At 68.3% G+C, this 25918-nt stretch carries 22 protein-coding genes and 1 pseudogene; 14 read left to right on the top strand and 9 right to left on the bottom strand.

Translation table 11 applies throughout. The features are described from left to right. Positions 1-48: 48 nt before the first annotated feature. Positions 49-1077: an NADP-dependent oxidoreductase gene (locus tag STRTUCAR8_RS06160; protein WP_006374614.1), complete on the bottom strand. Its 1029-nt coding sequence runs from the start codon at positions 1075-1077 to the stop codon at positions 49-51. 128 nt (positions 1078-1205) lie between these two features. Between STRTUCAR8_RS06160 and STRTUCAR8_RS06155 the strand changes: the two genes are divergently transcribed. Then, positions 1206-1643: a MarR family winged helix-turn-helix transcriptional regulator gene (locus STRTUCAR8_RS06155; RefSeq protein ID WP_006374645.1), complete on the top strand. Its 438-nt coding sequence runs from the start codon at positions 1206-1208 to the stop codon at positions 1641-1643. A gap of 173 nt (positions 1644-1816) precedes the next feature. Beyond that, positions 1817-3442: a subtype B tannase gene (locus tag STRTUCAR8_RS06150; protein ID WP_006374647.1), complete on the top strand. Its 1626-nt coding sequence runs from the start codon at positions 1817-1819 to the stop codon at positions 3440-3442. Positions 3443-3546: 104 nt separating this feature from the next. On the opposite strand, the gene STRTUCAR8_RS48685 is transcribed toward STRTUCAR8_RS06150, so the two are convergent. From STRTUCAR8_RS48685 to STRTUCAR8_RS06120, 6 genes and pseudogenes are all read right to left on the bottom strand, one after another. Beyond that, positions 3547-4353 (bottom strand): SCO2400 family protein, encoded by an 807-nt coding sequence (locus tag STRTUCAR8_RS48685; RefSeq protein WP_006374648.1) that lies wholly within the window; start codon positions 4351-4353, stop codon positions 3547-3549. A gap of 200 nt (positions 4354-4553) precedes the next feature. Beyond that, entirely contained in the window at positions 4554-5594 is a 1041-nt protein-coding gene (gene yjfF / locus STRTUCAR8_RS06140; RefSeq protein ID WP_044471716.1) for a galactofuranose ABC transporter, permease protein YjfF, read from the bottom strand. Beyond that, positions 5594-6727, bottom strand: coding sequence for an ABC transporter permease (locus STRTUCAR8_RS06135; RefSeq protein WP_006374650.1), 1134 nt, complete (start codon positions 6725-6727; stop codon positions 5594-5596). The genes yjfF and STRTUCAR8_RS06135 overlap by 1 nt, the downstream gene beginning before the upstream one ends. After that, the gene (locus STRTUCAR8_RS06130) at positions 6724-8262 is read right to left on the bottom strand and encodes a sugar ABC transporter ATP-binding protein (protein WP_006374636.1); all 1539 of its coding nucleotides are present in this window, start codon (positions 8260-8262) and stop codon (positions 6724-6726) included. Before STRTUCAR8_RS06130 ends, STRTUCAR8_RS06135 begins: the two co-directional genes overlap by 4 nt. 143 nt (positions 8263-8405) lie before the next feature. After that, positions 8406-9406, bottom strand: a pseudogene (locus STRTUCAR8_RS06125) (ABC transporter substrate-binding protein). Positions 9407-9643: 237 nt separating this feature from the next. Further along, positions 9644-10660, bottom strand: coding sequence for a LacI family DNA-binding transcriptional regulator (locus STRTUCAR8_RS06120; RefSeq protein ID WP_044471723.1), 1017 nt, complete (start codon positions 10658-10660; stop codon positions 9644-9646). A gap of 513 nt (positions 10661-11173) precedes the next feature. Here STRTUCAR8_RS06120 and STRTUCAR8_RS06115 point away from each other — a divergent pair. The 8 genes from STRTUCAR8_RS06115 to STRTUCAR8_RS06080 all read left to right on the top strand — a co-directional run bounded on the left by STRTUCAR8_RS06115 (position 11174) and on the right by STRTUCAR8_RS06080 (position 21642). Next, positions 11174-12331, top strand: a complete 1158-nt coding sequence (locus tag STRTUCAR8_RS06115) for a mandelate racemase/muconate lactonizing enzyme family protein (RefSeq protein WP_006374641.1) — start codon at positions 11174-11176, stop codon at positions 12329-12331. Then, positions 12328-13332: a zinc-dependent alcohol dehydrogenase gene (locus tag STRTUCAR8_RS06110; RefSeq protein ID WP_044471715.1), complete on the top strand. Its 1005-nt coding sequence runs from the start codon at positions 12328-12330 to the stop codon at positions 13330-13332. Before STRTUCAR8_RS06115 ends, STRTUCAR8_RS06110 begins: the two co-directional genes overlap by 4 nt. A 166-nt stretch (positions 13333-13498) precedes the next feature. Next, positions 13499-14467 (top strand): hypothetical protein, encoded by a 969-nt coding sequence (locus tag STRTUCAR8_RS06105; RefSeq protein WP_006374649.1) that lies wholly within the window; start codon positions 13499-13501, stop codon positions 14465-14467. 163 nt (positions 14468-14630) lie between these two features. Beyond that, entirely contained in the window at positions 14631-15737 is a 1107-nt protein-coding gene (gene chvE, locus STRTUCAR8_RS06100) for a multiple monosaccharide ABC transporter substrate-binding protein (RefSeq protein WP_006374609.1), read from the top strand. A gap of 32 nt (positions 15738-15769) precedes the next feature. After that, positions 15770-17320 carry a multiple monosaccharide ABC transporter ATP-binding protein gene (mmsA, locus tag STRTUCAR8_RS06095; protein ID WP_006374631.1) on the top strand — a complete coding sequence of 517 codons (1551 nt, stop codon included), beginning with the start codon at positions 15770-15772 and terminating at the stop codon, positions 17318-17320. After that, positions 17317-18561: a multiple monosaccharide ABC transporter permease gene (mmsB, locus tag STRTUCAR8_RS06090; RefSeq protein WP_044471714.1), complete on the top strand. Its 1245-nt coding sequence runs from the start codon at positions 17317-17319 to the stop codon at positions 18559-18561. The genes mmsA and mmsB overlap by 4 nt, the downstream gene beginning before the upstream one ends. Before the next feature lie 27 nt (positions 18562-18588). Next, positions 18589-19707 (top strand): aldose epimerase family protein, encoded by a 1119-nt coding sequence (locus tag STRTUCAR8_RS06085; protein ID WP_044471713.1) that lies wholly within the window; start codon positions 18589-18591, stop codon positions 19705-19707. A gap of 183 nt (positions 19708-19890) precedes the next feature. Then, positions 19891-21642 carry a pyridoxal phosphate-dependent aminotransferase gene (locus STRTUCAR8_RS06080; protein WP_006374638.1) on the top strand — a complete coding sequence of 584 codons (1752 nt, stop codon included), beginning with the start codon at positions 19891-19893 and terminating at the stop codon, positions 21640-21642. A 232-nt stretch (positions 21643-21874) separates the two neighbouring features. Here STRTUCAR8_RS06080 and STRTUCAR8_RS52345 read toward each other — a convergent pair whose 3' ends face one another. Together STRTUCAR8_RS52345 and STRTUCAR8_RS06075 are read right to left on the bottom strand one after the other, a co-directional pair. Continuing rightward, positions 21875-22282, bottom strand: a complete 408-nt coding sequence (locus tag STRTUCAR8_RS52345; protein ID WP_143666495.1) for a hypothetical protein — start codon at positions 22280-22282, stop codon at positions 21875-21877. A 59-nt stretch (positions 22283-22341) separates the two neighbouring features. Beyond that, on the bottom strand, positions 22342-22830 hold the full coding sequence (locus STRTUCAR8_RS06075) for an ATP-binding protein (RefSeq protein WP_044471712.1): 489 nt from the start codon (positions 22828-22830) through the stop codon (positions 22342-22344). Between the two features lie 138 nt (positions 22831-22968). On the opposite strand from STRTUCAR8_RS06075, the gene STRTUCAR8_RS06070 reads away from it, so the two are divergent. The 4 genes from STRTUCAR8_RS06070 to STRTUCAR8_RS06055 all read left to right on the top strand — a co-directional run bounded on the left by STRTUCAR8_RS06070 (position 22969) and on the right by STRTUCAR8_RS06055 (position 25898). Then, positions 22969-23841 carry a helix-turn-helix domain-containing protein gene (locus STRTUCAR8_RS06070; protein ID WP_044471711.1) on the top strand — a complete coding sequence of 291 codons (873 nt, stop codon included), beginning with the start codon at positions 22969-22971 and terminating at the stop codon, positions 23839-23841. Continuing rightward, positions 23838-24026 carry a DUF397 domain-containing protein gene (locus STRTUCAR8_RS06065; RefSeq protein ID WP_006374652.1) on the top strand — a complete coding sequence of 63 codons (189 nt, stop codon included), beginning with the start codon at positions 23838-23840 and terminating at the stop codon, positions 24024-24026. Before STRTUCAR8_RS06070 ends, STRTUCAR8_RS06065 begins: the two co-directional genes overlap by 4 nt. Before the next feature lie 78 nt (positions 24027-24104). Then, complete coding sequence (locus tag STRTUCAR8_RS06060) at positions 24105-25028, top strand: hypothetical protein (protein WP_006374611.1); 924 nt, start codon at positions 24105-24107, stop codon at positions 25026-25028. A gap of 99 nt (positions 25029-25127) precedes the next feature. Next, positions 25128-25898, top strand: coding sequence for an intradiol ring-cleavage dioxygenase (locus tag STRTUCAR8_RS06055; RefSeq protein WP_044471710.1), 771 nt, complete (start codon positions 25128-25130; stop codon positions 25896-25898). Positions 25899-25918: the final 20 nt, after the last annotated feature.

The raw sequence follows: 25918 nt of genomic DNA, 5'->3' as shown, positions 1-25918 counted from the left end.
CCCACGTCCAGGGGTGCGGCCGGTCGTCGGCGGCTCAGGTGTCGAAGCTCAGAGCTTGACGATCATCTTGCCGGTGTTGTCGCCGCGCAGGACCCCGAAGAACGCCTCCAGGTTGTTCTCGATGCCCTCGACGACGGTCTCGCGGTACTTGAGCTCGCCGGAGCGGACCCAGGCGCCGACCTCCTCGACGAACTTCGACTGGAGGTCGTAGTGGTCGTTGACGAGGAGGCCCTCGATACGGCCGCGGGTGGCGATGAGGCGGGCGAGGTTCTTGGGGCCGGGGGCGGGCTCCGTGTTGTTGTAGACGGAGATCATGCCGCAGACGGCGATCCGGCCGGCGTGCCTGAGGGAGCCGATGGCCGCCTCCAGGTGGTCGCCGCCCACGTTGTCGAAGTACACGTCGATGCCGTCGGGGGCGGCCTCGCGCAGCTGTGAGGCGACCGACCCGTCCTTGTAGTTGAAGGCGGCGTCGAAGCCGTACTCCTCCACCAGCAGCTTGACCTTCTCGTCGGACCCGGCGGAGCCGATGACCCGGGAGGCGCCCTTGAGCTTGGCGATCTGCCCGACCTGGCCTCCCACGGCGCCGGCGGCGCCGGACACGAACACGACGTCACCCTCCTTGAAGGAGGCGGTGCGCAGCAGGCCCGCGTAGGCGGTGAGGCCGGTCATGCCGAGCACACCGAGGTACGTCGACAGGGGCGCGGCGTCGGGGTCGACCTTGACGGCGTCCTTGGCGTTGACCGCCGCGTACTCGCGCCAGCCGAGGAAGTGCAGGACGTGGTCGCCGACCGATATGCCCTCGGCGTTGGAGACGACGACCTCGCCGACGGCCCCGCCCTGCATGACCTTGTCCAGCTCGAAGGGGGCGACGTACGACTTGGCGTCGCTCATCCGGCCACGCATGTAGGGGTCCACGGAGACGTACAGGTTCCGCACCAGCACCTGGCCCTCACGAGGCTGCGGGACCTCGGCCTCGACCAGCGCGAAGTCCTCGGCCTCGGGTCGGCCGACGGGACGGCTGCGCAGGTGCCATTCGCGGTTGACTGCGGGAAGGGCGGGGGTGGGGGTGTCGGACATGAGGAGCCTTCCGGTGCGGCTGCGTATCTATCTGATCTACGTGATGTACGACTCAGATGATTCAGTACGTGAAACAATAATGCTCTTGAATATTTCAGGGTGTCAAGTAAAGGGGTAGCCTGGAGAGCATGGCCACACCGGAGAAGACCCGTCGCATGGACCCCCTGAGCCTGGAGGTCGTCGACCTCATCGGCGCGGTCGTGGCCCGCTATCACGAGGAGTACGAGGAGGCGGCCACCCGGCACTCCCTCACCGGGGCACAGGCACGCCTGCTGAGCCTGCTCTCACTGGGTCCGCTGCCGATGCGGCAGCTGGCACGCAAGCTGCGCTGCGAGCCGTCGAACGTCACCGGGATCGTCGACCGCCTGGAGTCCCGGGACCTCGTCGAGCGCCGCCCCGACCCGTCGGACCGCCGGGTGAAGCTGGCCGCGTGCACGGACGAGGGGCGCCGGGTCGCGCGGAGTCTGCGCGACTCCCTGGACTTCGCCCGGGAGCCGCTGGCCGGGCTGTCGGAGGAGGAGCGGGAGCTGTTGCGGGGGCTGTTGCTGCGGATGCTGGAGGCGTAACCGCGGGCTCGGGCGGGGCCACGGGCGGGGCCACGGGCCGGGGGCGGCTTCACGTTCCATGAGAGGCACCTGTGTGTTGGCGATGAGTTGAACGAAATTGTTGACGATTTTGCCGCCATCAAAATACGTTCACATGCGCAGGCACACCCCCCTCACGGACCCGAGGAGACATCGTGAAGCGCAGGACCGTAATCGGAGGACTCGGCGCGGCCGTCGCCGTCCCGGCGATCGCCACGTTCGTGAACAACGAGGCCATGGCGGGCACGGAATCCACGGCGGCATCCTCCTCGTCGTCCTCGTCGGACGCGTCCGGTGCGCTCGTCTTCGACAAGACCGCGTACACCGAGCTGACCACGACGATCACCACGGACGCCGGCGACAGGTCGGTGACGTACCACTTCTACAAGGCGATCACGTACGTCACGAACCCCGTCGACGAGAAGTACCAGAGCCTGAACGTCAGCGTTCCCGTCGAGATCGACGGTACGGCGGTCGACGCCACCGACGCGCCCATCCTGTTCGCCAACTCGGTGGGCGGATACATGCCGTCGTCGGTGGCGGACGCCACGGGGGTCGGGGCCGGCGGGATGGGCGGGGCGCCGGGCGGCGGGGCTCCCACGGCCTCCGCGTCGGCGTCCGCGTCCGCCTCGGGAGAGGTCCCGTCCGGCGGTGACGCGCAGGTGGATCAGCAGGGCGGGATGGTGAGCAACGCCAAGCTGGGGCTCGCGGCGGGGTACGTGGTGGTGGAGCCGGGTGCGCGCGGCCGTACGCTGGTCGACTCGTCCGGCACGTACTACGGCACGGCGCCCGCCGCGATCGTGGACCTGAAGGCCGCGGTGCGGTACGTCCGCTTCAACAAGGGCCGTATCCCGGGGAACACCGACCGGATCGTGTCCTCCGGTACGAGTGCCGGCGGCGCCCTGTCCGCGCTGCTCGGCGCGTCCGGCGACAGCCCGCTGTACTCCAGGTACCTGAAGGCGCTGGGCGCGGCGGACGCGAGCGACGCGATCTTCGCCAGCGGTGACTGGTGCCCGATCACCGATCTCGAGCACGCCGACATGGCGTACGAGTGGAACTGGGGCGCCAACAAGCTGAGTTCGGGCTCGCTGGTGGACCAGTCGGTGTCGAAGGACCTGAGCACGGCGTTCACGGACTACCAGGCGTCGCTCAGGCTCCGGGCGAAGGGGTTCGGCTCGCTGACCGCGCGCAACCTCGACGACCACCTGCTGGAGACCTACCTCCAGCCGGCCGCGACCAAGTACCTCAAGTCCCTTTCGGAGTCGGCGCGTTCGACGTATCTCGCGGCGAACACCTTCATCACGTGGACCGGGGGGAAGGCGACGTTCACGTGGGCCGACTTCCTGACGCATGTGGGGGCCCGGAAGAAGGACACACCGGCGTTCGACGCGTTCGATCTGTCCGCCGGGGAGAACAACCTGTTCGGGGCCGGGACCACGGAGAAGCGGCACTTCACGCTCTACAGCCTGCGGCACGAGGGCAGCACCAGTGCGCGGCTGGCGGCCGACCTGCCCGAGAAGCTGACGCTGATGAACCCGATGCCCTTCCTCGCGAAGCGGAATCCGGGGCGGGCGAAGCACTGGTGGATCCGGGTCGGCACGAAGGACAGCGACACGTCGCTGTCGGTGGTGGGCAACCTCGCCGCGAGCCTCGATGGGCTCGGGGACGACGTCAACGCGGCGATGTACTGGGACTCGGGGCACGGGGCGAACGACGACGCGGCGGACTTCATCACCTGGATCGCCGAGGTGACGGGCCGCAGGGCCAGGTCCGGCAAGTAGCTCCCGCACCCCAAGACGCGGCGCCGGTTCTTCCCGTCCCGGCGTCCGCGGCCGTGGCGTCGAGCCCCATCTCTGTCATGCTCGGCGCCACGGCCCGCACCCGCTCAGGTGCACCACCAGAGGAACTGCTCGCACGTCTCCGAAGGTGACGGTTCCGGCGTCGGGTCCGCCGCGGTCGGGTCCGTGGACGGGGTCGTCGAGTCCGTCGGGGTCGAGGACTCGTCCCTCGTCGGCGTGGGCGCCGTACCGATGGGCGCCGACTGGGCGTCCTTGCTTCTGCTCGGTGAGACCGACGGTGACGGTGATCCCGAGCTCTCCGACGCGGACGGCGACGCCGACGCGTCCGGGGACGGCGAGTCCGACGCGTCCTCGCCCGCCGAGGCCGACCGCTCGTCGGACAGGGGCGTCTCCGTGGCGCCGGTCTTCGCCCCCGTGCCGTCCGTCGTCTCGCCGTCCGCCGCCGCGGCGTTCGGGTTCGAACCCGGGGCGTCCGTACCCAGCTCGGCGAGGCTCAGCCCGCCCGCCGCGAGCACGAACCCCGCGACGACGAGCAGCGTCCGCTTCCGTCGCCGCCGGTGCGCGGCGGCCTTGCGGTCCCGCCGGCTGCCGGCCGTCTGTCCGGCGTCATCGGCCTCGGCGTCGGCGTCGTCATCGGTGCCGGCCTCGTACTCGTCGGTGTCCTCCGCGGCCGGGGCGGCAAAGGCCGTCTCCCGTCCGCGTCCGCGACCCGCCTTACGGGCCGCCGCCCGCCCGGGACGCCCTGCCTCCTCGACAGCGCCCACGGAGTCGTCCGGTTCCGGGCGCGCGACGATCTCCTCCGGGTACGTATGGAGAGGTGCGATCGATGAGCCGCACCCCGGGCAGGCGAGTGCGCCGTTGAGGTGCCGTTGGCACTGCTGGCAGTAGTCCATGACGCGGGAAGAATAAGTTCCGTACGGGGAGCGTTCCTAGGGGTCGCTGTGAATATTCGGTGCGGAACTTGCGTTTTGGGTTTGCCCGGTTGAGGTCAAGGCCGATCATTCCGTGCCAACTTCTGACACGCCGAAGCGGTCTGCCGCACGGCGTACGTGCGACAGACCGCTCCGGAGCCGAAGGGGTTCTCTCCTGCGGCTCAGGTTTTCTTACGGGCCGTCATGGCCCGCTGGATCAGGATGAACGCGCAGAGCAGCACGCCCGTCGCGATCTTCGTCCACCAGGAGCTGAGCGTGCCCTCGAACTGGATGATGCTCTTGATGAGGCCCAGGACGAGGACGCCGAACAGGGTGCCCATGACGTAGCCCGAGCCGCCGGTCAGCAGTGTGCCGCCGATGACGACCGCGGCGATCGCGTCGAGCTCCATGCCGGTCGCGTGCAGCGGGTCACCGGACTGGATGTACAGGGTGAAGAGCAGACCCGCCAGCGCCGAGCAGAAGCCGCTCACCGTGTACACGGCGATCTTGGTGCCGCCCTGCGGGAGGCCCATCAGCATCGCCGAGTGCTCGTTGCCGCCGATGGCGTACACACGGCGGCCGAAGCGCGTGTAGTGCAGGACGTAGAAGGCGATGGCCAGCACCACCAGCGCGACGATCGCGCCGATCGACAGGAAGCCCACCCCCAGCTGTGCCTGCGCCTGCGCCATGCTGCTCACCGAGGAGTCGTCGATGGCGATCGACTCCTTGCTGATGACCAGGCACAGACCCCGGAAGAGGAACAGGCCGGCGAGGGTCACGATGAAGGGCTGGATCTCGAAGTTGTGGATCACATAGCCCATCAGGAAGCCGCCGAGGGCTCCGACGCCCAGCGCGATGGGGATGACCACCAGGATGGGCAGGCCCTGCTTCTCCACCAGCCACGCCGTGAGCATGGTCGTGAAGCCGATCACCGAGCCCACGGAGAGGTCGATGCCGCCCGAGAGGATGACGAAGGTGGCACCCACCGCGGCGACCAGCAGGTAGCCGTTGTCGATGAACAGGTTGAGGAAGACCTGCGCTTCGCCGAAACCGTAGTTCTGGTAACGGCCGAGGCCCACCAGGTACATCACGATGAAGAGCGTGGCGGTCACCACGACGGGCAGTCGCCGGTCGCCGAGCAGCTGGGCCGCCCTGGACGCCGTGGAGGAGGACGAGGTCCCGGGGCTGCTCTGGGTCTTGGGGGGCTGGGCGGTCGTGCTCATCACGACACCTCCATCTTCGGGGCTGCCGCGGTCGTCGGGGCGGTGTCCGCCGGGGTGGCGGCCGACGTGCCGCCGCCCTTCGCGCCGGACCCGGAGCCGAACTTCCCGCCGAAGACCTTGGTGCGGAACTTCGGGGACTGCAGCAGGCAGACGACGATGACGACGGCGGCCTTGAAGACCAGGTTGGTCTGGGTCGGTACACCGATGGTGTAGATCGTGGTGGTCAGGGTCTGGATGACGAGGGCGCCCACCACCGTGCCGCCGATCGAGAACCGGCCGCCCGTGAGTGACGTACCGCCGATGACGACGGCGAGGATCGCGTCCAGCTCGATCCACAGACCGGCGTTGTTGCCGTCCGCAGCCGAGGTGTTGGAGCTGATCATCAGGCCCGCGATGCCGGCGCACAGGGCGCAGAACACGTACACCATGATCTTGATGCGCAGGGACCTGATGCCGACCAGGCGGCTGGCCTCGGCGTTGCCGCCGACCGACTCGACGAGCAGGCCGAGGGCGGTGCGGCGGGTCAGGGCCACCGTGATGGCCACGACCGCCGCGACCACGAAGATGGAGAAGGGCAGGGTCAGCCAGTAGCCGCCGCCGATCAGCTTGTACGGCTCGCTGTTGATGGTGATGATCTGGCCGTCGGTGATCAGCTGGGCCACGCCTCGGCCCGCGACCATGATGATGAGGGTGGCGATGATGGGCTGGATGCCCATCCGGGCCACCAGGAAGCCGTTCCACAGACCGCAGACGACCGCTGCCACCAGGCCGATGCCCATGGCCAGGAAGACTCCGGCCAGGGAGTCCTGGTCGGCCTGGTCGCTGATGTACGAGCAGGTCAGGGCGCCGGTGATGGCGACCACGGCGCCGACGGAGAGGTCGATGCCGCCGGTCGCGATGACCAGGGTCATACCGACCGCCACCAGGATGAGCGGCGAGCCGAACAGCACGATCGAGACGAGGCTGCCGTAGAGGTGGCCGTCCGTCATCTTGATCGAGAAGAAGCCGGGGGTGAAGGGAACGTTGATCAGCAGCAGGACGACCAGCACGGCCACCGGCCAGAACAGGTTGTGCTGGGTCAGCGCCCGCAGACGGGCAGCGGGGGCCGGAGTCGGGGTCGCAGGGGTGGTCACTGGTGCTCTCCGCTCGCGATGGTCTCCAGGATCCGAGTGGGAGTGATCTCGGGCCCGTTGGCGATCCGGGCGACCAGCTTGCGGTCGCGCAGCACGCCGATGGTGTGGCTGAGCCGGAGTACTTCCTCCAGTTCGGCCGCGATGTACAGCACGGACATGCCTTCCTCGGAGAGCGAGACCACGAGTTTCTGGATCTCCGCCTTCGCGCCGACGTCGATGCCGCGCGTCGGTTCGTCCAGGATCAGCAGCTTCGGCTGGGTGATGAGCCAGCGGGCGAGCAGCACCTTCTGCTGGTTGCCGCCGCTGAGCTGGCCGACCCGGGCCTCCGGGTTGGCGGGGCGGATGTCCAGTGCCTTGATGTACTTGGTGACGAGTTCGTCGCGCTGGGCGGCCGGGATGGGCCGGGTCCAGCCGCGGGCCGCCTGCAGGGCGAGGATGATGTTCTCACGCACCGTCAGGTCGGGTACCAGGCCCTCGGACTTGCGGTTCTCCGAGCAGAACGCGACCCCGGCGCCGATGGCGTCGTTCGGGGCGCTCATGGAGACCTGCTTGCCGCCGATGGTGAGGGTGCCGCTGTCGGGCTGGTCGGCGCCGAAGAGCAGCCGGGCGAGTTCGGTGCGGCCGGAGCCGAGCAGGCCCGCCAGGCCCAGGACCTCGCCCTTCTTGATCTCCAGGTCGAAGGGGGCGATACCGCCCGTCCGGCCGAGGCCCTCCGCTTCGAGCAGCGGCTCACCGACCTCGGCGTGCAGCTGGTGCTCGTGGAGCCCCTCCAGCTGGTCCATCGCCTTGCCGATCATGAGCTGGATCAGTCCGACCTGGTCGAGCTCGCTGACCAGGTGCTCGCCGACGAGGGTGCCGTTGCGCAGGACGGTCATGCGGTCGCAGATCTCGTAGATCTGGTCGAGGAAGTGCGAGACGAACAGGATCGCCACGCCCTCGTCCCTCAGCTGCCGCATCAGGCGGAACAGTTCGAGGACCTCGTCCCGGTCGAGGCTGGAGGTCGGCTCGTCCAGGACCAGCACCTTGGTGCCGGCTCCGGCGCCGTCGCTGTCGCCGGTGCCCACCGACCGTACGATCGCGACCAGTTGCTGCACGGCCAGCGGGTACGAGGACAGTGGCGCGGTGACGTCGATGTCGAGGCCGAGCCGGTCGACCAGCTCCGCCGCGTCCTTGCGCATGCGCTTCCAGTCGATGCGGCCGAAGCGCGTGGGTTCACGTCCGATGAAGATGTTCTCCGCCACCGACAGGTTGGGGCAGAGGTTCACCTCCTGGTAGACGGTGCTGATGCCGGCCTGCTGCGCCTGGAGCGGGCTGCCGATCCGCACGGTCGTCCCGTCGAGGGTGATCGTGCCGCCGTCCAGCGTGTAGACGCCGGTCAGCACCTTGATGAGGGTGGACTTCCCGGCTCCGTTCTCGCCCATCAGGGCGTGGATCTCACCGGGGAAGAGCCGGAAGTCGACACCCGACAGAGCCCGTACCCCCGGAAACTCCTTGACTATGCCCGTCATCTCCAGGACGGGCCGCGGCTCTGCCATGGCAGCGCTCCTAATCTCGTTCAGGCCCACGGTTGTTCGGTCGGGCCCGCGATTTCGTTCAGGCCCGCAGGGAGCCCCCGGGACCGTCCTCCGTACGGAGGGTCCGGTCGGGTGGGGGGCTCCCTGCCGATGGGTGCGGTGGGTCAGTACTTACGGGTGGGCAGGGCGGCCTTGGCCTGGTCCTGCATGAAGTCGCCCTCCTTGGTCTTGATCCAGCGCTCGACCGTCTCGCCGTCCTTGACCTTCTTCACGACCTCCATCAGCTGGGGGCCGAGCAGCGGGTTGCACTCGACGATGGCGTTGATCTTGCCCTCGGACATGGCCACGAAGCCGTCCTTCACGCCGTCGATCGAGACGATCAGGATGTCCTTGCCGGGCTTCTTGCCGGCCGCCTCGATGGACTGGATGGCGCCGATGGCCATGTCGTCGTTGTGCGCGAAGAGGACGTTGATGTCCGGGTTGGACGTGAGGAAGGCGGCCATGACCTGCTTGCCGCCGGCGCGGGTGAAGTCACCGGTCTGGCTGACGACGATCTTCCAGTCGGAAGCGTGGTCGGCGTCCATGACCTCCTTGAAGCCCTTGGCGCGCTCGATCGCGGGGGCGGCACCGGTGGTGCCCTCCAGCTGGGCGATCTTCACGGCACCCTTGTGGCCGGCCTTCTCCAGGACCTTCTCGAGGATCTTGCCTGCGCGGCGGCCCTCGTCCGTGAAGTCGGAGCCGACCAGGGTGACGTACAGGGATTCGTCGGAGGTCTCGACGCTGCGGTCGGTGAGGACGACCGGGATCTTCTTGGCCTTGGCCTCCTTGAGCACCGCGTCCCAGCCGGTGACGACCACCGGGGAGAACGCGATGACGTCCACGCCCTGGGTGATGTAGTTGCGGATCGCGGAGATCTGGTTCTCCTGCTTCTGCTGCGCGTCGGAGAACTTCAGGTTGTAGCCGGCCTCCTTGGCGGCGGCCTTCACCGAGTCGGTGTTGGCGCTGCGCCAGCCGCTCTCGGAGCCGACCTGGGAGAAGCCGAGGACGATCTTGCCGTCGCCGCCGGAGCTGGTGGAGTCGCCGTCGTCCTTCTTGGCGCAGCCGCCAGGCCCGTCGCAGCCGCCACGCCGACCGCCGCGGTGAGGAAGTTCCTTCTGTTGAGCATGTGTCTTCTCCTTTGAAGAGCCGCCGGCCCGGTGATGGGCCCGCTGGTACTCGTGGTGCTCGTGGTGCTGGTGGTGCTCATGGGGGGTGCTGGTCGTGCAGGTGGGGCTGGTGGTTCTTTTTGGTACTCGTGGGGCTCGGTGCGACAGGTCGCGATACGTCCTACCTGTCGATCATTGTTCGAGATATCGGCCGCATTGATGGGGCGGGGATGATCGTCGAACCGGTCGGTGCCCCCTCAGCCGGGAGCGGTCGCCGGCTGAGGGGCGTAGGGGAAAGTACTGGCGCGGACGAGGAGTTGGGGTTCGATGGCGACCCGGGACGTCCCGGACGGGGGCCGGCCCTCGATCAGGTCGAGCAGCAGGGCGATGCTCTGCTTGCCGACCGCCGAGAAGTCCTGCCGGACGGTGGTGAGCGGCGGAGCGAAGAACTCCGATTCCGGGATGTCGTCGAAGCCGACCACCGCGACGTCCTGGGGAGTGCGTACGCCCGCCTCACGCAGCGCCCACAACACCCCCAGCGCCATCTGGTCGTTGGCGACGAAGACGGCGGTCAGACCGCGGCCCACCCAGCCGGCGAGTTCCTGGCCGGCACGATAGCCCGACAGCGGGCTCCAGTCTCCCCGCAGCGGCGCCGGAGGTTCGATGCCCGCCGCTTCGAGAGTCGTACGCCAGCCGTCGGCCCGGTCGACCGCCTCCTGCCAGTTCTCGGGCCCGGCGAGATGCCAGACGGTGCGGTGGCCGGTGGCCAGCAGATGGCCGGTGGCGAGCCGCGCGCCCAGCCGCTGGTCCACGTTGACGCTGGGGATCTCCACGCCGGAGCCGGTGCCCACGGCCACCACCGGGAAGGGGTGGCGGAGTTCGGTGAGGGCCTCGACCGCCGACCGCTGCGGGGCGAGGGCGATCACTCCCTCCACCCCGCCCTCGCTGAGCCGGTGCATGGCCTCGGACACCGTCTCGACGTTCAGTTCGCGCAGGCTGACCGTCGAGACGAGGTACCCCTCGGCGCGTGCGGCCTCCTCCAGGGCGAACAGCGTGCTGGCGGGTCCGTAGAGCGTGGTGTTGGAGGCGACCACACCCAGGGTGAGGGTGCGCCGGGTCGCCAGCGCCCGTGCGGAGGAGTTGCGGCGGTAGCCCATCTCCTCGATGGCCTGCAGCACCCTGGCCCGTGTCTCGTCCCGCACGTTGGGGTGGTCGCCCAGTACGCGGGACACGGTCTGGTGGGACACGCCGGCCTGGCGTGCCACGTCGGCCATGGTGGGCGGCCGGAGCTGTGAGTGGGGCTGGGAACTGGTCTGGAACTGGGTCACGGCTGCACCTCCCTGGCGGTCGTCTGCGGATAGGTCCTTCGCGGATAAGTCCTTCGATGCGGGCGGTCGTCGCCGCGCCGCCGGCCTCACGCGGGGCTTCCGGGAAGCCCCAAGACGACGGGCGGAACGGCAAGTTGGGGCACTGCCGACATGACGCTCGTACCTCCCCCGGATGCCGTCGGTCGACGACTGATGAATGCGGAGGTCATTGTGAGCGCTAACAATCGACGGCGGTCAAGAGGGCTGCGCAAGGGAGGCTGTCACGGTTGGATAACGCGGCCCGCCAAGGCCAGGAGGGGTGTCGCCGCGAAGATGTGGGAACGGATGGCTGTTGTCCAAGACACGCGCAGGGTTGTTGGTTCGACCCATTGACACTCTGCCCGAAGCATCCTTACTGTCGCGACAGCATTTCGAACAAGTGACGAAATCTCGAACAGACCAAGAGGACGAGGGAGTACCGTGCGCATCACGGGAATCAGCACGCACGTGGTCGGTACGCCGTGGCGGAACCTGACCTACGTCCAGGTGCACACCGACGAGGGGCTCACCGGCGTCGGCGAGACCCGCATGCTGGGCCACACCGACGCGCTGCTCGGCTATCTGCACGAGGCGCAGACCAATCACATTCTCGGCTCCGACCCGTTCGCTGTCGAGGATCTGGTCAAGCGCATGAAGTACGGCGACTACGGCCGGGCCGGCGAGATCGTGATGTCGGGCATCGCCGTGATCGAGATGGCCTGCTGGGACATCAAGGGCAAGGCCCTCGGCGTCCCGGTGTGGCAGCTGCTCGGCGGCAAGGTCACCGACAAGGTCAAGGCGTACGCCAACGGCTGGTACACCACCGAGCGCACCCCGGAGGCGTACCACAAGGCGGCGCAGGGGGTCATGGAGCGCGGTTACAAGGCGCTCAAGATCGACCCCTTCGGGACCGGCCACTTCGAGCTGGACCACGAGCAGAGCATGTACGCCGTCTCGCTGATCGAGGCCGTTCGTGACGCCATCGGGCCGGACGCCGAGCTGATGCTGGAGATGCACGGCCGCTTCTCGCCGTCCACCGCCGTCCGTCTCGCCAAGGACCTGGCGCCCTTCAAGCCCGCGTGGCTGGAGGAGCCGTGCCCGCCGGAGAACCTGAAGGCGCTGGAGAAGGTCGCCGCCAAGGTCGACATCCCGGTCGCCACGGGTGAGCGGATCCACGACCGGATCGAGTTCCGGGAGCTCTTCGAGAGCCAGGCCGTGGACATCATCCAGCCCGACGTCGGCCACATCGGCGGCATCTGGGAGACCCGCAAGCTGGCCGCGACCGCCGAGACCCACTACACGCTGGTCGCGCCGCACAACGTGGGCGGACCGGTCCTGACCGCGGCCTCCCTCCAGGTCGGCTTCACCTCCCCGAACTTCAAGATCCTCGAGCACTTCAACGACTTCGCGGACGCGGAGATCAAGAAGGTCGTCAAGGGCGCCCCGGAGGTCGTGGACGGCTACTTCCACCTCTCCGACAAGCCCGGCCTCGGTGTCGAGCTGGACGTGGACGCGGCGGCGGAGTTCCCGCAGCAGCAGGCGCGGTTCGACCTCTGGGCAGAGGGCTGGGAGCAGCGCAAGCCCAAGGGGACCGAGTGAGCAGCACCGTGGTGATCGAGGCTCCGGGCGTGCACCGAGTGGTGCCGCACGAACCTCGTCAGCCGGAGCCCGGCGAGGCCCTCGTACGGGTTCACGCCGTCGGGATCTGCGGCAGCGACCGCGAGGTCTACCAGGGCAACAGGCCGGAGGGGTACGTCCGTTACCCCCTCACGCCGGGTCACGAGTGGTCCGGCACGGTCGCTGCGGTCGGGGCGGGGGTTCCTTCGACTCTCGTAGGCCGCAAGGTGGTCGGCGAGGGTTTCCGCAACTGCCAGGTGTGCGACCGCTGTCACGCGGGCGAGACCACGCTGTGCACGGCCGGGTACGAGGAGACCGGGTTCACCGAGCCCGGCGCGATGGCCACCACCCTGACGCTGCCCGCCCGTCTGCTGCACGTTCTGCCCGAGGACGCGGATCTCACGGCGGCGGCGCTGCTGGAGCCGGCCGCGTGCATCGCGGCCGCCGCGCTCAAGGCGAACGCCGTTCCGGGTGAGCGGGTCGCCGTGGTGGGCACGGGCACGCTCGGGATGTTCGCCATTCAGTTCCTGAAGGCGGGCTCGCCGTCCGAGCTGCTGGTCGTGGGGACACGTCCGGACCGGGCCGAGCTGTCGAAGAGGTTCGGTGCCACGGCCTTCCTCACGAAGGACCAGGAACTCCCCGGCGACTTCGACGTCGTCATCGAGACCGCCGGGTCCGCGGACGCGGCGGTCACCGCCGCCGCCCTGCTGCGGCGCGGCGGCCGGCTGGTCCTCACGGGGATCCCGGCGGCGGGTGCGGACGGGCTCGACCCGACTGATCTCGTCGTACGGCAGCTGGAGGTGCACACCGTGTTCGGTGCGGCGCCGGATGCCTGGGCGCACACGGTGCGGGTCTTCGGGGCCGGGCTCCTCGACCCGCTGCCGCTCGTCACACACGAGCTGCCGTTGGAGGAGTTTCCGCAGGCCATCGAGCTGGTGGGGTCGGGCGACCCGAAGGTCGGAAAGGTCCTGCTCCGGCCATGACACACCCCTGAGCCGTACGCCGGTACGGGGTACCTGACGACTCCGTACCGGCGTACATCCAAAGTCTTGTGCAACCAGAGCCGCGAACCTTGTCCGAAATACCGAACTTGCTGAACCTGCCGGACCTCGCGAATCCGCCGGACCTGCCGATCCTGAAGGACAGACTGTGACCGACACCACCGCCTCCGCAGCCCGACGCCCCGGAGAGCCGGCGCTCGCCGCGCTCGGCCTGGGCGCGCCCGCCCTCGATCCCTCCGACGCCTCTCCGCACTCCTTCCCCGGCGGCGGCCGCTGGCGTACCGAGGTGCCCTCCGTGGAGGGTCCCGAGGCCCTCGGTGTGGTCCTCAAGGAGTCCTCGCGGCTCGACGTGCCGATCCACCGGGTCAGCCAGGGCAGCGGTGTCTGGATGCTGACCGACGCCGAGATCACCGAGATGGTCGAGGCGACCGCCGAGCGTGACATCGAGCTCTGCCTGTTCACCGGTCCGCGCGGCACCTGGGACATCGGCGGCTCCACCCGTACCGACTCCAAGGGCGGCGGGCTGCGCGCCCGGGGCCACGACGCGGTCGCCGGCTGTGTCGAGGACGCGGTGCGCGCGACCGAGCTGGGCGTGCAGTGCCTGCTCGTCGCCGACGAGGGCGTGCTGTGGGCCCTGCACCGCGCGCGGCTCGCGGGGATCATCCCGGCCGGGACGACGCTGAAGGTGTCGGCGCTGATCGGCCCGGTGAACCCGGCCGCGTACGCCGTGTACGAGAACCTCGGCGGTGACTCGATCAACGTGCCGAGCGACCTGACGCTCGATCACCTCACCGAGATCCGGCGGGTTTCCGCCGCTCCCATGGACATGTACATCGAGGCCCCCGACGATCTGGGCGGCTACATCCGGATGTACGAGGTCGCCGAGCTGATCCGGCGCGGCGCACCGCTCTACCTGAAGTTCGGGCTGTCCAAGGCTCCCGGGATCTACCCCTACGGGAACCACATGCGGGATCTGGCCCTGAACACGGCCAAGGAAAGAGTGCGGCGCGGCCGGCTCGCCCTGGACCTGCTCGCACGCCACGGAGCGGACGGCGACATGGCGCCGCTCGGCTCGCGACTGCCCGGCGATCTTAAGCGGTTCGAAACACCTGCATAACGTTACGGACAACGCCCTTAACAAAAGCCGACGCAGTCGCACAGACTCCGACACGACTCGTCTGTCCCATCTCTGTCCCGTCCCGCTCCGCTCAGCGGGCGCCCCGGACAGCTCGCTCCAGGCTTCAAGACTTCAAGACATCAAGACATCAAGGATGATGATCATGCGTACTCGCAGAGCCGCACTTTCCGCCATAGCCTCCTCCGCCGCCCTCGCGCTCTCGCTCACCGCCTGTGGCCAGAGCAGCGAGGGTGGCAGCGACGCCTCCACGGACAGCGCCAAGGGCGGGACGATCGGCATCGCGATGCCGACCAAGTCCTCCGAGCGCTGGATCACCGACGGCGCCAACGTCGTGAAGGACCTCAAGGCCAAGGGCTACAAGACCAAGCTGGTCTACGGGGAGGACGACCCCGACCAGCAGGTCTCGCAGATCGAGAACCTGATCACGCAGGGCGTCAAGGCGCTGATCATCGCCGCCATCGACAACAAGTCCCTGAACAACGTGCTCCAGCAGGCCGCCGACGCCAAGATCCCGGTCATCTCCTACGACCGCCTGATCCTCGGCACGAAGAACGTCGACTACTACGCGTCCTTCGACAACGAGAAGGTCGGCAAGCTCCAGGCCACCTACCTCGCCGACAAGCTCGGCCTGGCCAGCGGCAAGGGCCCGTTCAACATCGAGCTGTTCGCCGGCTCCAACGACGACAACAACACCAAGTACTTCTTCAACGGCGCGATGAGCGTGCTCCAGCCGTACATCGACAGCAAGAAGCTGGTCGTCAAGTCCGGTCAGACCGAGCTCACCAAGGTCACCACGCTGCGCTGGGACGGTGCCACCGCCCAGAAGCGCATGGAGGACCTGCTCACCTCGACGTACACGAGCGGCCGGGTCGACGCGGTCCTCTCGCCCTACGACGGCATCTCCATCGGCATCATCGCCGCGCTGAAGTCGGACGGCTACGGCACCAAGGCCAAGCCCCTGCCGGTCATCTCCGGCCAGGACGCCGAGCTGGCCTCGGTGAAGTCGATCATCGCCGGCCAGCAGTCGATGACGGTCTACAAGGACCTGCGCAAGCTCGCCCAGGTCGCGACGGACATGGTCGACGACACGCTCAACGGCAAGAAGCCCGAGATCAACGACACCAAGTCGTACGACAACGGCACCAAGGTCGTCCCCGCCTACCTGCTGCAGCCGGTCAGCGTCGACAAGTCGAACTACGAGAAGGAACTCGTCGACGACGGTTACTACACGGCCGACCAGCTCAAGTAAGCGTCGAACCTTAAGGATTGGAAGGCAAGACCATGGCGGGACCCGTCCTGGAAATGCGCTCGATCGTCAAGACCTTTCCCGGTGTCAAAGCGCTGTCGGACGTCTCACTGACCGTCCGGCAGGGCGAGGTCCACGCCATCTGCGGTGAGAACGGCGCCGGAAAGTCCACCTTGATGAAGGTGCTCTCCGGCGTCCATCCGCACGGCAGCTACGAGGGGGACATCCTTTTCGAGGGAGAGATCTGCTCCTTCAAGGACATCCGGGCGAGCGAGCAGCACGGCATCGTCATCATCCACCAGGAGCTGGCGCTGTCGCCGTACCTCTCCCTCGCGGAGAACATCTTCCTCGGCAACGAGCACGCCAAGGGCGGGTTCATCGACTGGCGGCAGACCCTCGGGCATGCCACGGAACTGCTGCGCCGGGTGGGTCTGAGCGACCACCCGGAGACCCGCGTCGCCGACATCGGTGTGGGCAAGCAGCAGCTCGTGGAGATCGCGAAGGCGCTGTCGAAGAAGGTGAAGCTCCTCATCCTCGACGAGCCGACGGCGGCCCTGAACGACGAGGACAGCGACAAACTCCTCGATCTGATCCTGGAGTTGAAGGATCAGGGCATCACCTCGATCATCATCTCCCACAAGCTCAACGAGATCCGCAAGGTGGCGGACTCGGTGACGATCATCCGCGACGGGCACTCCATCGAGACGCTCGACGTGAAATCGGCGGAGACGACCGAGGACCGGATCATCAGCGGCATGGTGGGCCGCGATCTCGACCACCGCTTCCCGGAGCGCACTCCGCACCACCCGGAGGAGGGCGCGGCCCCGGCCCTGGAGATCCGCGACTGGACCGTGCACCACCCGATCGACCAGCAGCGCAAGGTCGTCGACGACGTGTCCATCCAGGTGCGGCGCGGGGAGATCGTCGGCATCGCGGGCCTGATGGGCGCCGGCCGCACCGAGCTCGCGATGAGCGTCTTCGGGCGCTCCTACGGCCGGTACGCGGGCGGCACGGTCCTCAAGGACGGCAAGGAGATCCGGACGAAGTCCGTCGCGGAGGCGGTCGACAACGGTATCGCCTACGTCACGGAGGACCGCAAGCACTACGGCCTCAACCTCATCGACACGATCAACCGCAACATCTCGCTCACCGCACTGGGCAAGGTGGCCAAGCGCGGCATCGTCGACGAGCAGGAGGAGCGGAAGGTCGCCGAAAGCTTCCGCAAGTCCATGAACATCAAGGCCCCGACCGTGTTCGAGCGGGTCGGCAAGCTCTCCGGCGGCAACCAGCAGAAGGTCGTCCTCAGCAAGTGGATCTTCGCGGGTCCTGACGTGCTGATCCTGGACGAGCCGACGCGCGGTATCGACGTCGGCGCCAAGTACGAGATCTACACGGTCATCGACCAACTGGCCGCCGAGGGCAAGGCGGTCGTCTTCATTTCCTCCGAGCTGCCCGAACTGCTCGGTATGTGCGACCGCATCTACACCATGGCCGCCGGACGGCTCACGGGCGAGTTCTCGCGTGCCGAGGCCACGCAGGAAGTGCTGATGCGTCAGATGACGAAGGACAAAGAGGTAACGCGATGAGCACCGATGTGACCAAGAGCCCGGCCGACGCGCCGCCCGGCAAGAGCGGCGGGTCCGCCTCCGGCGGCGGACTGTTCCGGCTGGTGCTGGACGGCCTGCGCCGCAACATGCGCCAGTACGGCATGCTGCTCGCCCTCGGCCTGATAGTGGTCCTGTTCCAGGTGTGGACCGACGGCGACCTGCTGCTGCCGCGCAACGTCTCCAACCTGGTGCTCCAGAACAGCTACATCCTGATCCTCGCGATCGGCATGATGCTGGTGATCATCGCGGGTCACATCGACCTGTCGGTCGGCTCCCTCACGGCGTTCACCGGCTCCTTCGCGGCCGTGCTGATGGTGCAGCACGACATGGCGTGGCCTCTCGCGCTGCTGCTGTGCCTGGCCATCGGCGCGGCGGCCGGCGCGGCGCAGGGCTTCCTCATCGCGTACTTCGGCATCCCCTCCTTCATCGTCACCCTCGCGGGCATGCTGATCTTCCGCGGTCTGACGGAGATGCTCCTGAAGGGGCAGACGCTCGGCCCGTTCCCGGACGGTCTCCAGAAGATGGGCAACGGCTTCCTGCCTGAGGTCGGCCCGGACACCAACTACCACAACCTCACGCTGCTGCTGGGCTTCACGCTGATCGCCTTCTCGGTCATCCAGGAGATCCGCGACCGCAAGCGGCAGCAGGAGTTCGCGCTCGAAGTGGCGCCCAGGAACCTCTTCATACTCAAGCTCGTCGCCATCGTCGCCGCGATCCTCACGGTCACGATGCTGCTCGCCAGCTACAAGGGCGCGCCGATCATCCTGATCGTCCTGGCCGTACTGGTGGTCGGCTACGGCTACGTCATGCGCAACGCGGTCTTCGGCCGTCACATCTACGCGATCGGCGGCAACCTGCCGGCCGCGAAGCTGTCCGGCGTCAAGGACAAGAAGGTCACCTTCCTCGTCTTCCTGAACATGGGTGTGCTCGCCGCCCTGGCGGGTCTGGTGGTCGCCGCCCGTCTGAACGCCGCGTCTCCGAAGGCGGGCCTCAACTTCGAACTCGAGGCGATCGCCTCGTCGTTCATCGGCGGCGCGTCCATGAGCGGCGGTGTCGGCACCGTCCTCGGCGCGATCATCGGTGGTCTCGTCCTCGGCGTACTGAACAACGGTATGAACCTCCTCAGCGTCGGCACCGACTGGCAGCAGGTCATCAAGGGCCTCGCCCTGCTGGCCGCGGTCGGGTTCGACGTGTGGAACAAGCGCAAGGTCGGTTCGTAAGCAGGTCCTGAGGGGGCCTCGCGGACACTGCGTCCGCGGGGCCCTTCGGCTTTTCGCACGAGCACGAGCACGAGAGGCAGGAACCCGGTGAAGCACCCGGTGAAGGAACTCTTCGGCAAACTCTCCGACGGGACGGCGGTCCACCGCTGGTCGCTGGAGAACGGCGGCACCCGTCTGAAGGTCCTGTCGTACGGCGGGACCGTGCAGTCCCTGGAGATCCCGGACAGCGAGGGCCGGTACGCCAACGTCTCCCTCGGCTTCGGCACCATCGAGGACTACGTCGCCGGCAGCCCCTACTTCGGCGCCCTGATCGGCCGGTACGGCAACCGCATCGGCAAGGGCCGGTTCACGCTGGACGGCACGGTCCACCAACTGTCGGTCAACGACGGCGAGAACAGCCTGCACGGGGGCGCCGAGGGCTTCGACAAGCAGGTGTGGGACATCGAGCCCTTCACCGACGGGTCCGACGTGGGCCTGGTCCTCCGACTCGCCGGCGCCGACGGCGAGATGGGCTTCCCCGGCACCCTGCGGACGAAGGTCACCTACACCCTCACCGAGCACGGCGACTGGCGCATCGACTACGAGGCCACCACCGACAAGGTCACCGTCGTCAACCTCACCAGTCACGTCTACTGGAACCTGGCCGGAGAGAGCGCCGGCTCGGTCGGCGGCCACGAGCTGGAGATCGCCGCCGCCCGCTACACCCCCGTCGACGCCGGCCTCATCCCCACCGGCGAGTTGGCCGAGGTCGCGGGCACGCCCTTCGACTTCCGGACGCCCAAGACGGTCGGCGCCGACCTCCGTACGGCCGACCGACAGTTGCTGTACGCCAAGGGGTTCGACCACAACTGGGTGCTCGACAAGGGCGTCACCGCGGAGCCCGAGCACGTCGCCACCCTCAGGGACCCGGTGTCCGGCCGCACGTTGCGGATCGCGACCACCGAACCGGGCCTGCAGTTCTACTCGGGCAACTTCCTCGACGCCACCCTCGTCGGCACCGGCGGCACCGTCCACCGCCAGGGCGACGCGCTGTGCCTGGAGACCCAGCACCACCCGGACTCACCGAACCGGCCGGACTTCCCGTCCACGGTGCTGCGCCCGGGCGAGACCTACCGCACGACGACGGTCCACTCGTTCGGCAGCTGACCGATCGAGCCCGTCCCGAGTGATCGGTTTCACAGGAGCTTCACAATTTTCTGTGGAAACCACAGCGGTTGAACAGCGCCTCACAGCCATCCGTATTCAGGTGTGGCCCGTGCTCCCCCGCGCGGGCCACCCAGAACTGGAGGACCCGTCCTCCCCAACGGGTCCGCCACATACGGAGGTTCCATGGCCGACAACGTCACCTCGCTCTTTCGCAGCACGGCGGCGCACAGCCCCTCGATGGCTGCGCTCGCGCGAGAGAGCGACGGGACCGGCCCGGTCGACTTCTGTATCCCGTGTAACCCCTACTTCCCCACTCCGGCCATGATGGACACCATGTCGGCGCGGCTGCGTGACATCATCACGTACTACCCGAGCAGCGCCGACACGATCACCGCCGAGCTGTGCAATCTGCTCCAACTGCCGCCGCAGGCAGTGGCGATGGGCAACGGCTCGACCGAACTGATCACGTGGATCGACCACTTGCTGGTCCGTGAGTCCCTCGCCGTCCCCGTCCCCACCTTCGGCCGCTGGACCGACCAGCCCATGGAGACCGGCAAGCGGGTCGACATGTTCCCGCTCCAGGAGTCCAGCGGATTCAACCTCGACCTCGCCCAGTACGCCGAGTTCATCCGGGCGCGCGGCACCCGGGTCGCCGTCATCTGCAACCCGAACAACCCCGACGGCGGCTTCCTGCACAAGCACGCGCTGGTGCAGTTCATGGACGCGATGGCCGACCTCGACCTGATCATCATCGACGAGTCGTTCCTGGAGTTCGCCGACGCGGAGGCCGAACCGAGCGTCGTGCAGGAGGCGATGATCCGCCCCAACGTGATCGTCCTGCGCAGCCTCGGCAAGAACTTCGGTCTGCACGGCATCCGCTTCGGCTACATGGTCGCCAACCCGTCGCTCGCGGGCCGCGTCCGTTCGATGCTGCCGAAGTGGAACCTCAACGCCTTCGCCGAGTACGTGGTGTTCATGCTCAAGGAGCACGGCCAGGAGTACATGCAGAGCCTCCACCAGGTGCGCCGTGACCGCCTCGACATGGCGAGCCAGCTCTCCTCCCTGCCCGGCCTGACGGTCTACCCGTCCCAGGGCAACTTCCTCTTCGTGCGCCTTCCCGTCGGCGCCGAGGGCACCGTGGTCCGGGACCGGATGCTCACCGAGCATCGCATCCTGGTCCGCGAGTGCGGCAACAAGATCGGCTCGTCCAGTCGCTTCCTGCGCCTCGTGGTGCGCCCCCAGGTGGACGTACGTCGCCTGGTGTCCGGCCTGGAACAGGTGCTCTACGGGACCAGGAAGGGAGCCGCCGTACCCGAGCTGAGTGCAGGGACCAACTACAGCTCGGGCACGGCGGCGGTGGACAGGCTGGTCAGTGCCACCAACGGGGGCGGTATGCCGGGCCTAGCCGCTCAGGCCCTCGGTACCGGTATGCCCGGCGGTTTCGCAGCCGCCGCGGCAGCCGGTACCGGCATGCCGACCCCCATGGCCGCGCCGATGCAGATGCCGACTCCCATGCAGATGCCGGCCGCCATGCAGTCCGGTGGCGCGGGCATGCAGATGTCGGCGGCGATGTCCGCGCAGCAGAGCTACGGCGGCGGGGGCGCTCAGAGCTACGGCGGCCAGGGCATGCAGATGCAGACGCCCATGCAGCCGCAGCAACCGCAGCCGGTCCCGCAGCCCCAGATCCCCCAGCCGCAGATGCAGATGCAGCAGCAGCCGCCTCAGATGCAGCAACCCCAGCAGCCTCAGCAGCCGATGGGCCAGCAACCGATGGTCCCGCAGCCGCCCACCCCGTCCGGCGTCCCGGCCCGCAACGGACTCACGGCCGCCCAGGTCCGCGGCACCACCGGCCCGGGCCTCACCCCGGCCCCCGCGACGGGCTGGCCGGCCGCCCAGAGCTGGCCGAACGCGGCGGGGATGGGGCAGGCGGGCTGAGCACTCGCCTCGGGGAGCAGTCCGGGGCCGAGGCCGTACGCCAGTGATCGTTATCCAGGTGGGCTCGATCGCCCGGCCGCCAAGCGAGTCGGCGAGCACAGCCGCCCGGTCCCTCCCATTGCGGACGAAAAGATCACCTGCCCCGCCTTTACCTCAACTCCGCCCGGAACAGCCAGGGGGCTCGCCGGTGACGGCCGGTGAGCCCCCAACTCGGTCGCCTCGCCGTTGACGGTCATCCAGCACCGCGCAGAAGGCCCTCAAGGGTGTCGGCGTCCCGCTCGGCGAGCAGGATCCGGACATCTCCCCTACCCGGAGCGGCATAGCGCAGATTGACCAGCCCGGCTCGCCAACTCGCATCCCGATGGACCCATTGACTTCGGGGCAGTTTCACCGGTTTCTTCCACCGCCGGGAGAAGGCCATTTCGCCGTCGGCGCCCGCGCTGGCCACCACCTTGCCGTACACGAACGCTTTCCTCCCGGTGCCGGCCTCCCAGGAAACACGGCACGGGAATCCGACCGTGCCTGATGCGGCCAATACGGCGCGGCGACTGTCGGCCAGTCTGCGGATCGCGGCACGGGCCAGCACCTGTGTTCCGCACGCGCCAATCCCGAGTAAGACAAATTCGACCAGCGTCCCCACCCCACCAACTTCCGCCCTCGGATATGGATCACCATCATCCAGCCGACGAGAGCCACCCTCTACCCCTCTTCCGGCACCCGCCGCCTCACGAGCGACAGCCACCCCGGTACGTCCACCTCGGCCAGCACCGTCTTCCCCGGCGGCGAATCCCGGTCCAGCACCTCCCACCGGTCCGCCACCGCGTCGACGACGACCAGCCCATGCCCAAACTCCGCCAGGGGCGGCGCGGCCCGTACGTCCCTCGGGCCCGGCGGACGCGGCCCGCTGCGGCTGTCGGTGACCTCGACGCGCACGCTCCCCGTGACAAGCCCGAGCCGCAACTCGAAGTCCCGCCCGGGGACGCGTCCATGGGTCACGGCGTTCGCGGCCAGCTCGGCGACGATCACCGCGACGGCCTCGGAGACGTCCGAGCCGTACGGGATGCCCCAGGCGTGCAGCTGACCCACCGCGAGGTGCCGGGCGAGGCGGGCGCCACGCGGGGTGGCACTCAGCCGCTGCCTGAACATACGTACGGTAACCGGGTGTTGAGGGGCCGAAGGTGCGCTCATGGGCCCAATGTGCCGGGCGGGAAGGCCACTTCACCAGGTCGGAGCCGCGTACGCCGGGGCAGCGTACGCGGTCACGGACTGGACAGTACTCGTCACCGCACGTGACCATGGAGGGATCGGGTGGGTCCGGCGGGGCGGATGTGCGGGAGGTGGTCGACGGTGGCTGACAGCACGGTGGGGACGTTCGGCGGCGGCGAGCCGGAGGTGTCGGACAGCCTGCGGACGTTCGGGGCGGTGGTCCAGGCACTGCGCGAGCACGCCGGCCTGAGCAGGGAGGAGTTCGCGGAACTGGTGCGGTTCTCCAAGCACACGGTGGCGTCGATCGAGCAGGGGCGTCGGATGCCGGATCCCGTGTTCGTGGAGCGGGCGGAGGAGGTCCTCGGCAACACGGGGGCGTTGCGGAAGGCGGCGGCACATCTGGCTCGGCAGCCGGGCCTGGCGGCCTGGTTCAGGCAGTGGGCGCGGCTGGAGGCGGTGGCGATCAGTCTGTACACGTATGAATGCCGGGTGGTGCCGGGCCTGTTGCAGACCGAGGCGTACTCGCGAGCCGTGTCGCTGAGTGTGCCGCCGATTCCGGACGAGGAGGAGCTGAACGAGCGGATCGCGGCACGGCTGGCTCGCCAGGAGCTGCTGTCGACGCGGCGCAAGCCGATGTGCGCGTTCAGCTTCATCGTCGAGCAGTCGGTGCTGGAGCGGCAGACGGGCGGCGAGGAGGTCACGCGCGAACTCCTCGACCACCTGCTCGACATGATCGACCGGCACTGGAACGTGGAGGTGCAGATCATGCCGCTGCGACAGCCCGTACACGCGGGCCTGGACGGCCCGTTGCAGCTCCTGGAGACCCCGGAGAACCAGTGGTTCGCCTACTCGGAGGGGCAGAATAACGGCCGCCTGATCTCCGACTCGAAAGAGATCAGCCTCCTCCACCATCGGTATGCAAAACTGCGTTCGCAGGCACTCACCCCCGAGGACTCGCGGGGCCTGCTGAAGCGAATGCGAGGATCACTATGAGCACGTCGGCCAGCCTGACCTGGTTCAAGTCCAGCTACAGCAGCGGCAGCCAGGGCGACTGCATAGAGGTCGCCACCTGCCCCGGCGTCATCCACATCCGGGACTCCAAGGACAAGGCCGGTCCCCGACTCGCCCTCTCCCCCGCCGCTTGGGCCGACTTCGTCGGGTACGCCGTCAGGGTCTGAGACAGTCTCACCGCGCAACCGAACGTAACCCGGGCCCGAGGCGTCACAGTCCCGACAGCATCAGCTTCGGGGGGACCCATGCGTACGTACACCACCCGCACCACGACCCGACTCGCCCTCGTTCTCACCCTCACCACCGCCCTGTTCGCGGCCGGTTGCGGCAGCGAGAAGGCGGACACCAGCACCGCGCCCGACTTCACGGACAGCCCCTCCCCGCCGGCGGGCCGCGCCCTGGACGTCGCCGGCGCCTGGGACGGTTCCGAGGCCGCCAAGGCGTGGCGCAGCGGCTACCACCCGATGGGCGAACCGGCCCAGGCTCCCGGCAACGGCTTCCACAGCGACGCCGACAAGCATGCCTTCGGCCTGAAGAACTACGTACTGAGCGGCCAACTCCCCACCACCGCACCGGAGAAGGGCCAGGTGAAGTGGGAGGGCGGCGGCTCGCTCACCTTCCCCCTGCTGGACGCGCGGCGGACATACACCGCCCTGGGCCGCAACGGCAGCTCCGACGGGCCTCATCTCACCGTCACCGGCGCCAAGTTGGGGGAGATGACCATGGCCACCGGTCGTGGCCCGGCGACCGTACCCGCCTGGCTGTTCACGCTGGAGGGGTACGACGAGCCGCTGAAGCGTGCCGCCGTCGAACCGTCGAAGCTCCCGAAGTCTCCGATCGGGCAGCTCGGGGAGTCGCCCACCGAACTCTACGAACTCCAGAGGATGGTGGACGTGTCCGAGGACGGGCGGACCGTCACCGTAGTGGCGCATCACGGGACCTGCGACGACGGCCCGCGTGTGGAAGCTCTGGAGACGGACGGCAGCGTGGTGCTCTCCGCGACCGTCGCGGGCGGGGACTACGAGGGGGCCTGCGCCGCCGTCATGCTCGAAAAGAAGGTGAAGGTCACGCTGGACCGGCCGCTGGGCGACCGGATCGTCCTGGACGCCTACATGGGAAGGCCGGTGCCGTTCGGCAAGCAGAGCTGGCCGTCAGCGAGCTGGAGCTGAACTCCGCGCAAGCTCTGTGTCTCACAACAGACTTGACGGAGCGTCACTTTGCCGAATCCCTAGCTCATGGACAGCAAGCCTCTTTAGATTGCCGTGTCCATGACAGAGATTTCGGAAACTCCCCCCACCTCGGTCGGCCGCCGCACCGTACTGATCGCGACCGGCGCCACCGCCGCCACCCTGGCTGTGGCCGCCGCCGTGCCCGGATCCGCCGCCCCTACCGCGGACACGACCACCCCCGTCGCCGCAGCGGCCGTCTGCACCCTCACGAAGGAGATGACCGAAGGCCCCTACTACCTGGACGGCCAGTACGTCCGCGCCGACATCCACGAGACGAAGACCGGCATCCCGCTCAAGCTCGCCCTCACCGTCGTCGACGACGACACCTGCGCGCCGCTGAGCAACGCGCTCGTGGAGATCTGGCACTGCGACGCCCTCGGCGAGTACTCCGGCTTCGTCGGCAACAACGGCCACTCCGAACCGGACAACGGCACCTTCCTGCGCGGCGGCGTGCTGACCAACTCCAGCGGCGTCGCCAACATCACCACGGTGTACCCCGGTTGGTACCGGGGCCGCTGCGTCCACATCCACCTCAAGGTGCACACGAACGTCACGCTCACGTCCGACGGCTCGTTCACCGGCGGCCAGGAACTCCACACCGGCCAGCTGTTCTTCAACGAGACGATCACCGCGAAGGTCGCCGCGCTCTCGACCTACGCGGCCAACACGGTCACCCGCACCACCCTCGCCCAGGACTCGATCTACGACGAGGGCGGCGCCGCCTCCGGCCTTCTCACCCTTACCGCGCTGGGGAGTTCGACCTCGGCGGGGTACGCGGGAACACTGACCGTGGGCGTGGAAAGCAGCTGACGCCGGCCTCACCGGCGTAA

The organism is Streptomyces turgidiscabies Car8 (assembly GCF_000331005.1).
Taxonomy (GTDB): domain Bacteria; phylum Actinomycetota; class Actinomycetes; order Streptomycetales; family Streptomycetaceae; genus Streptomyces; species Streptomyces turgidiscabies.
This window is presented reverse-complemented; position numbering and strand designations above follow the sequence as displayed.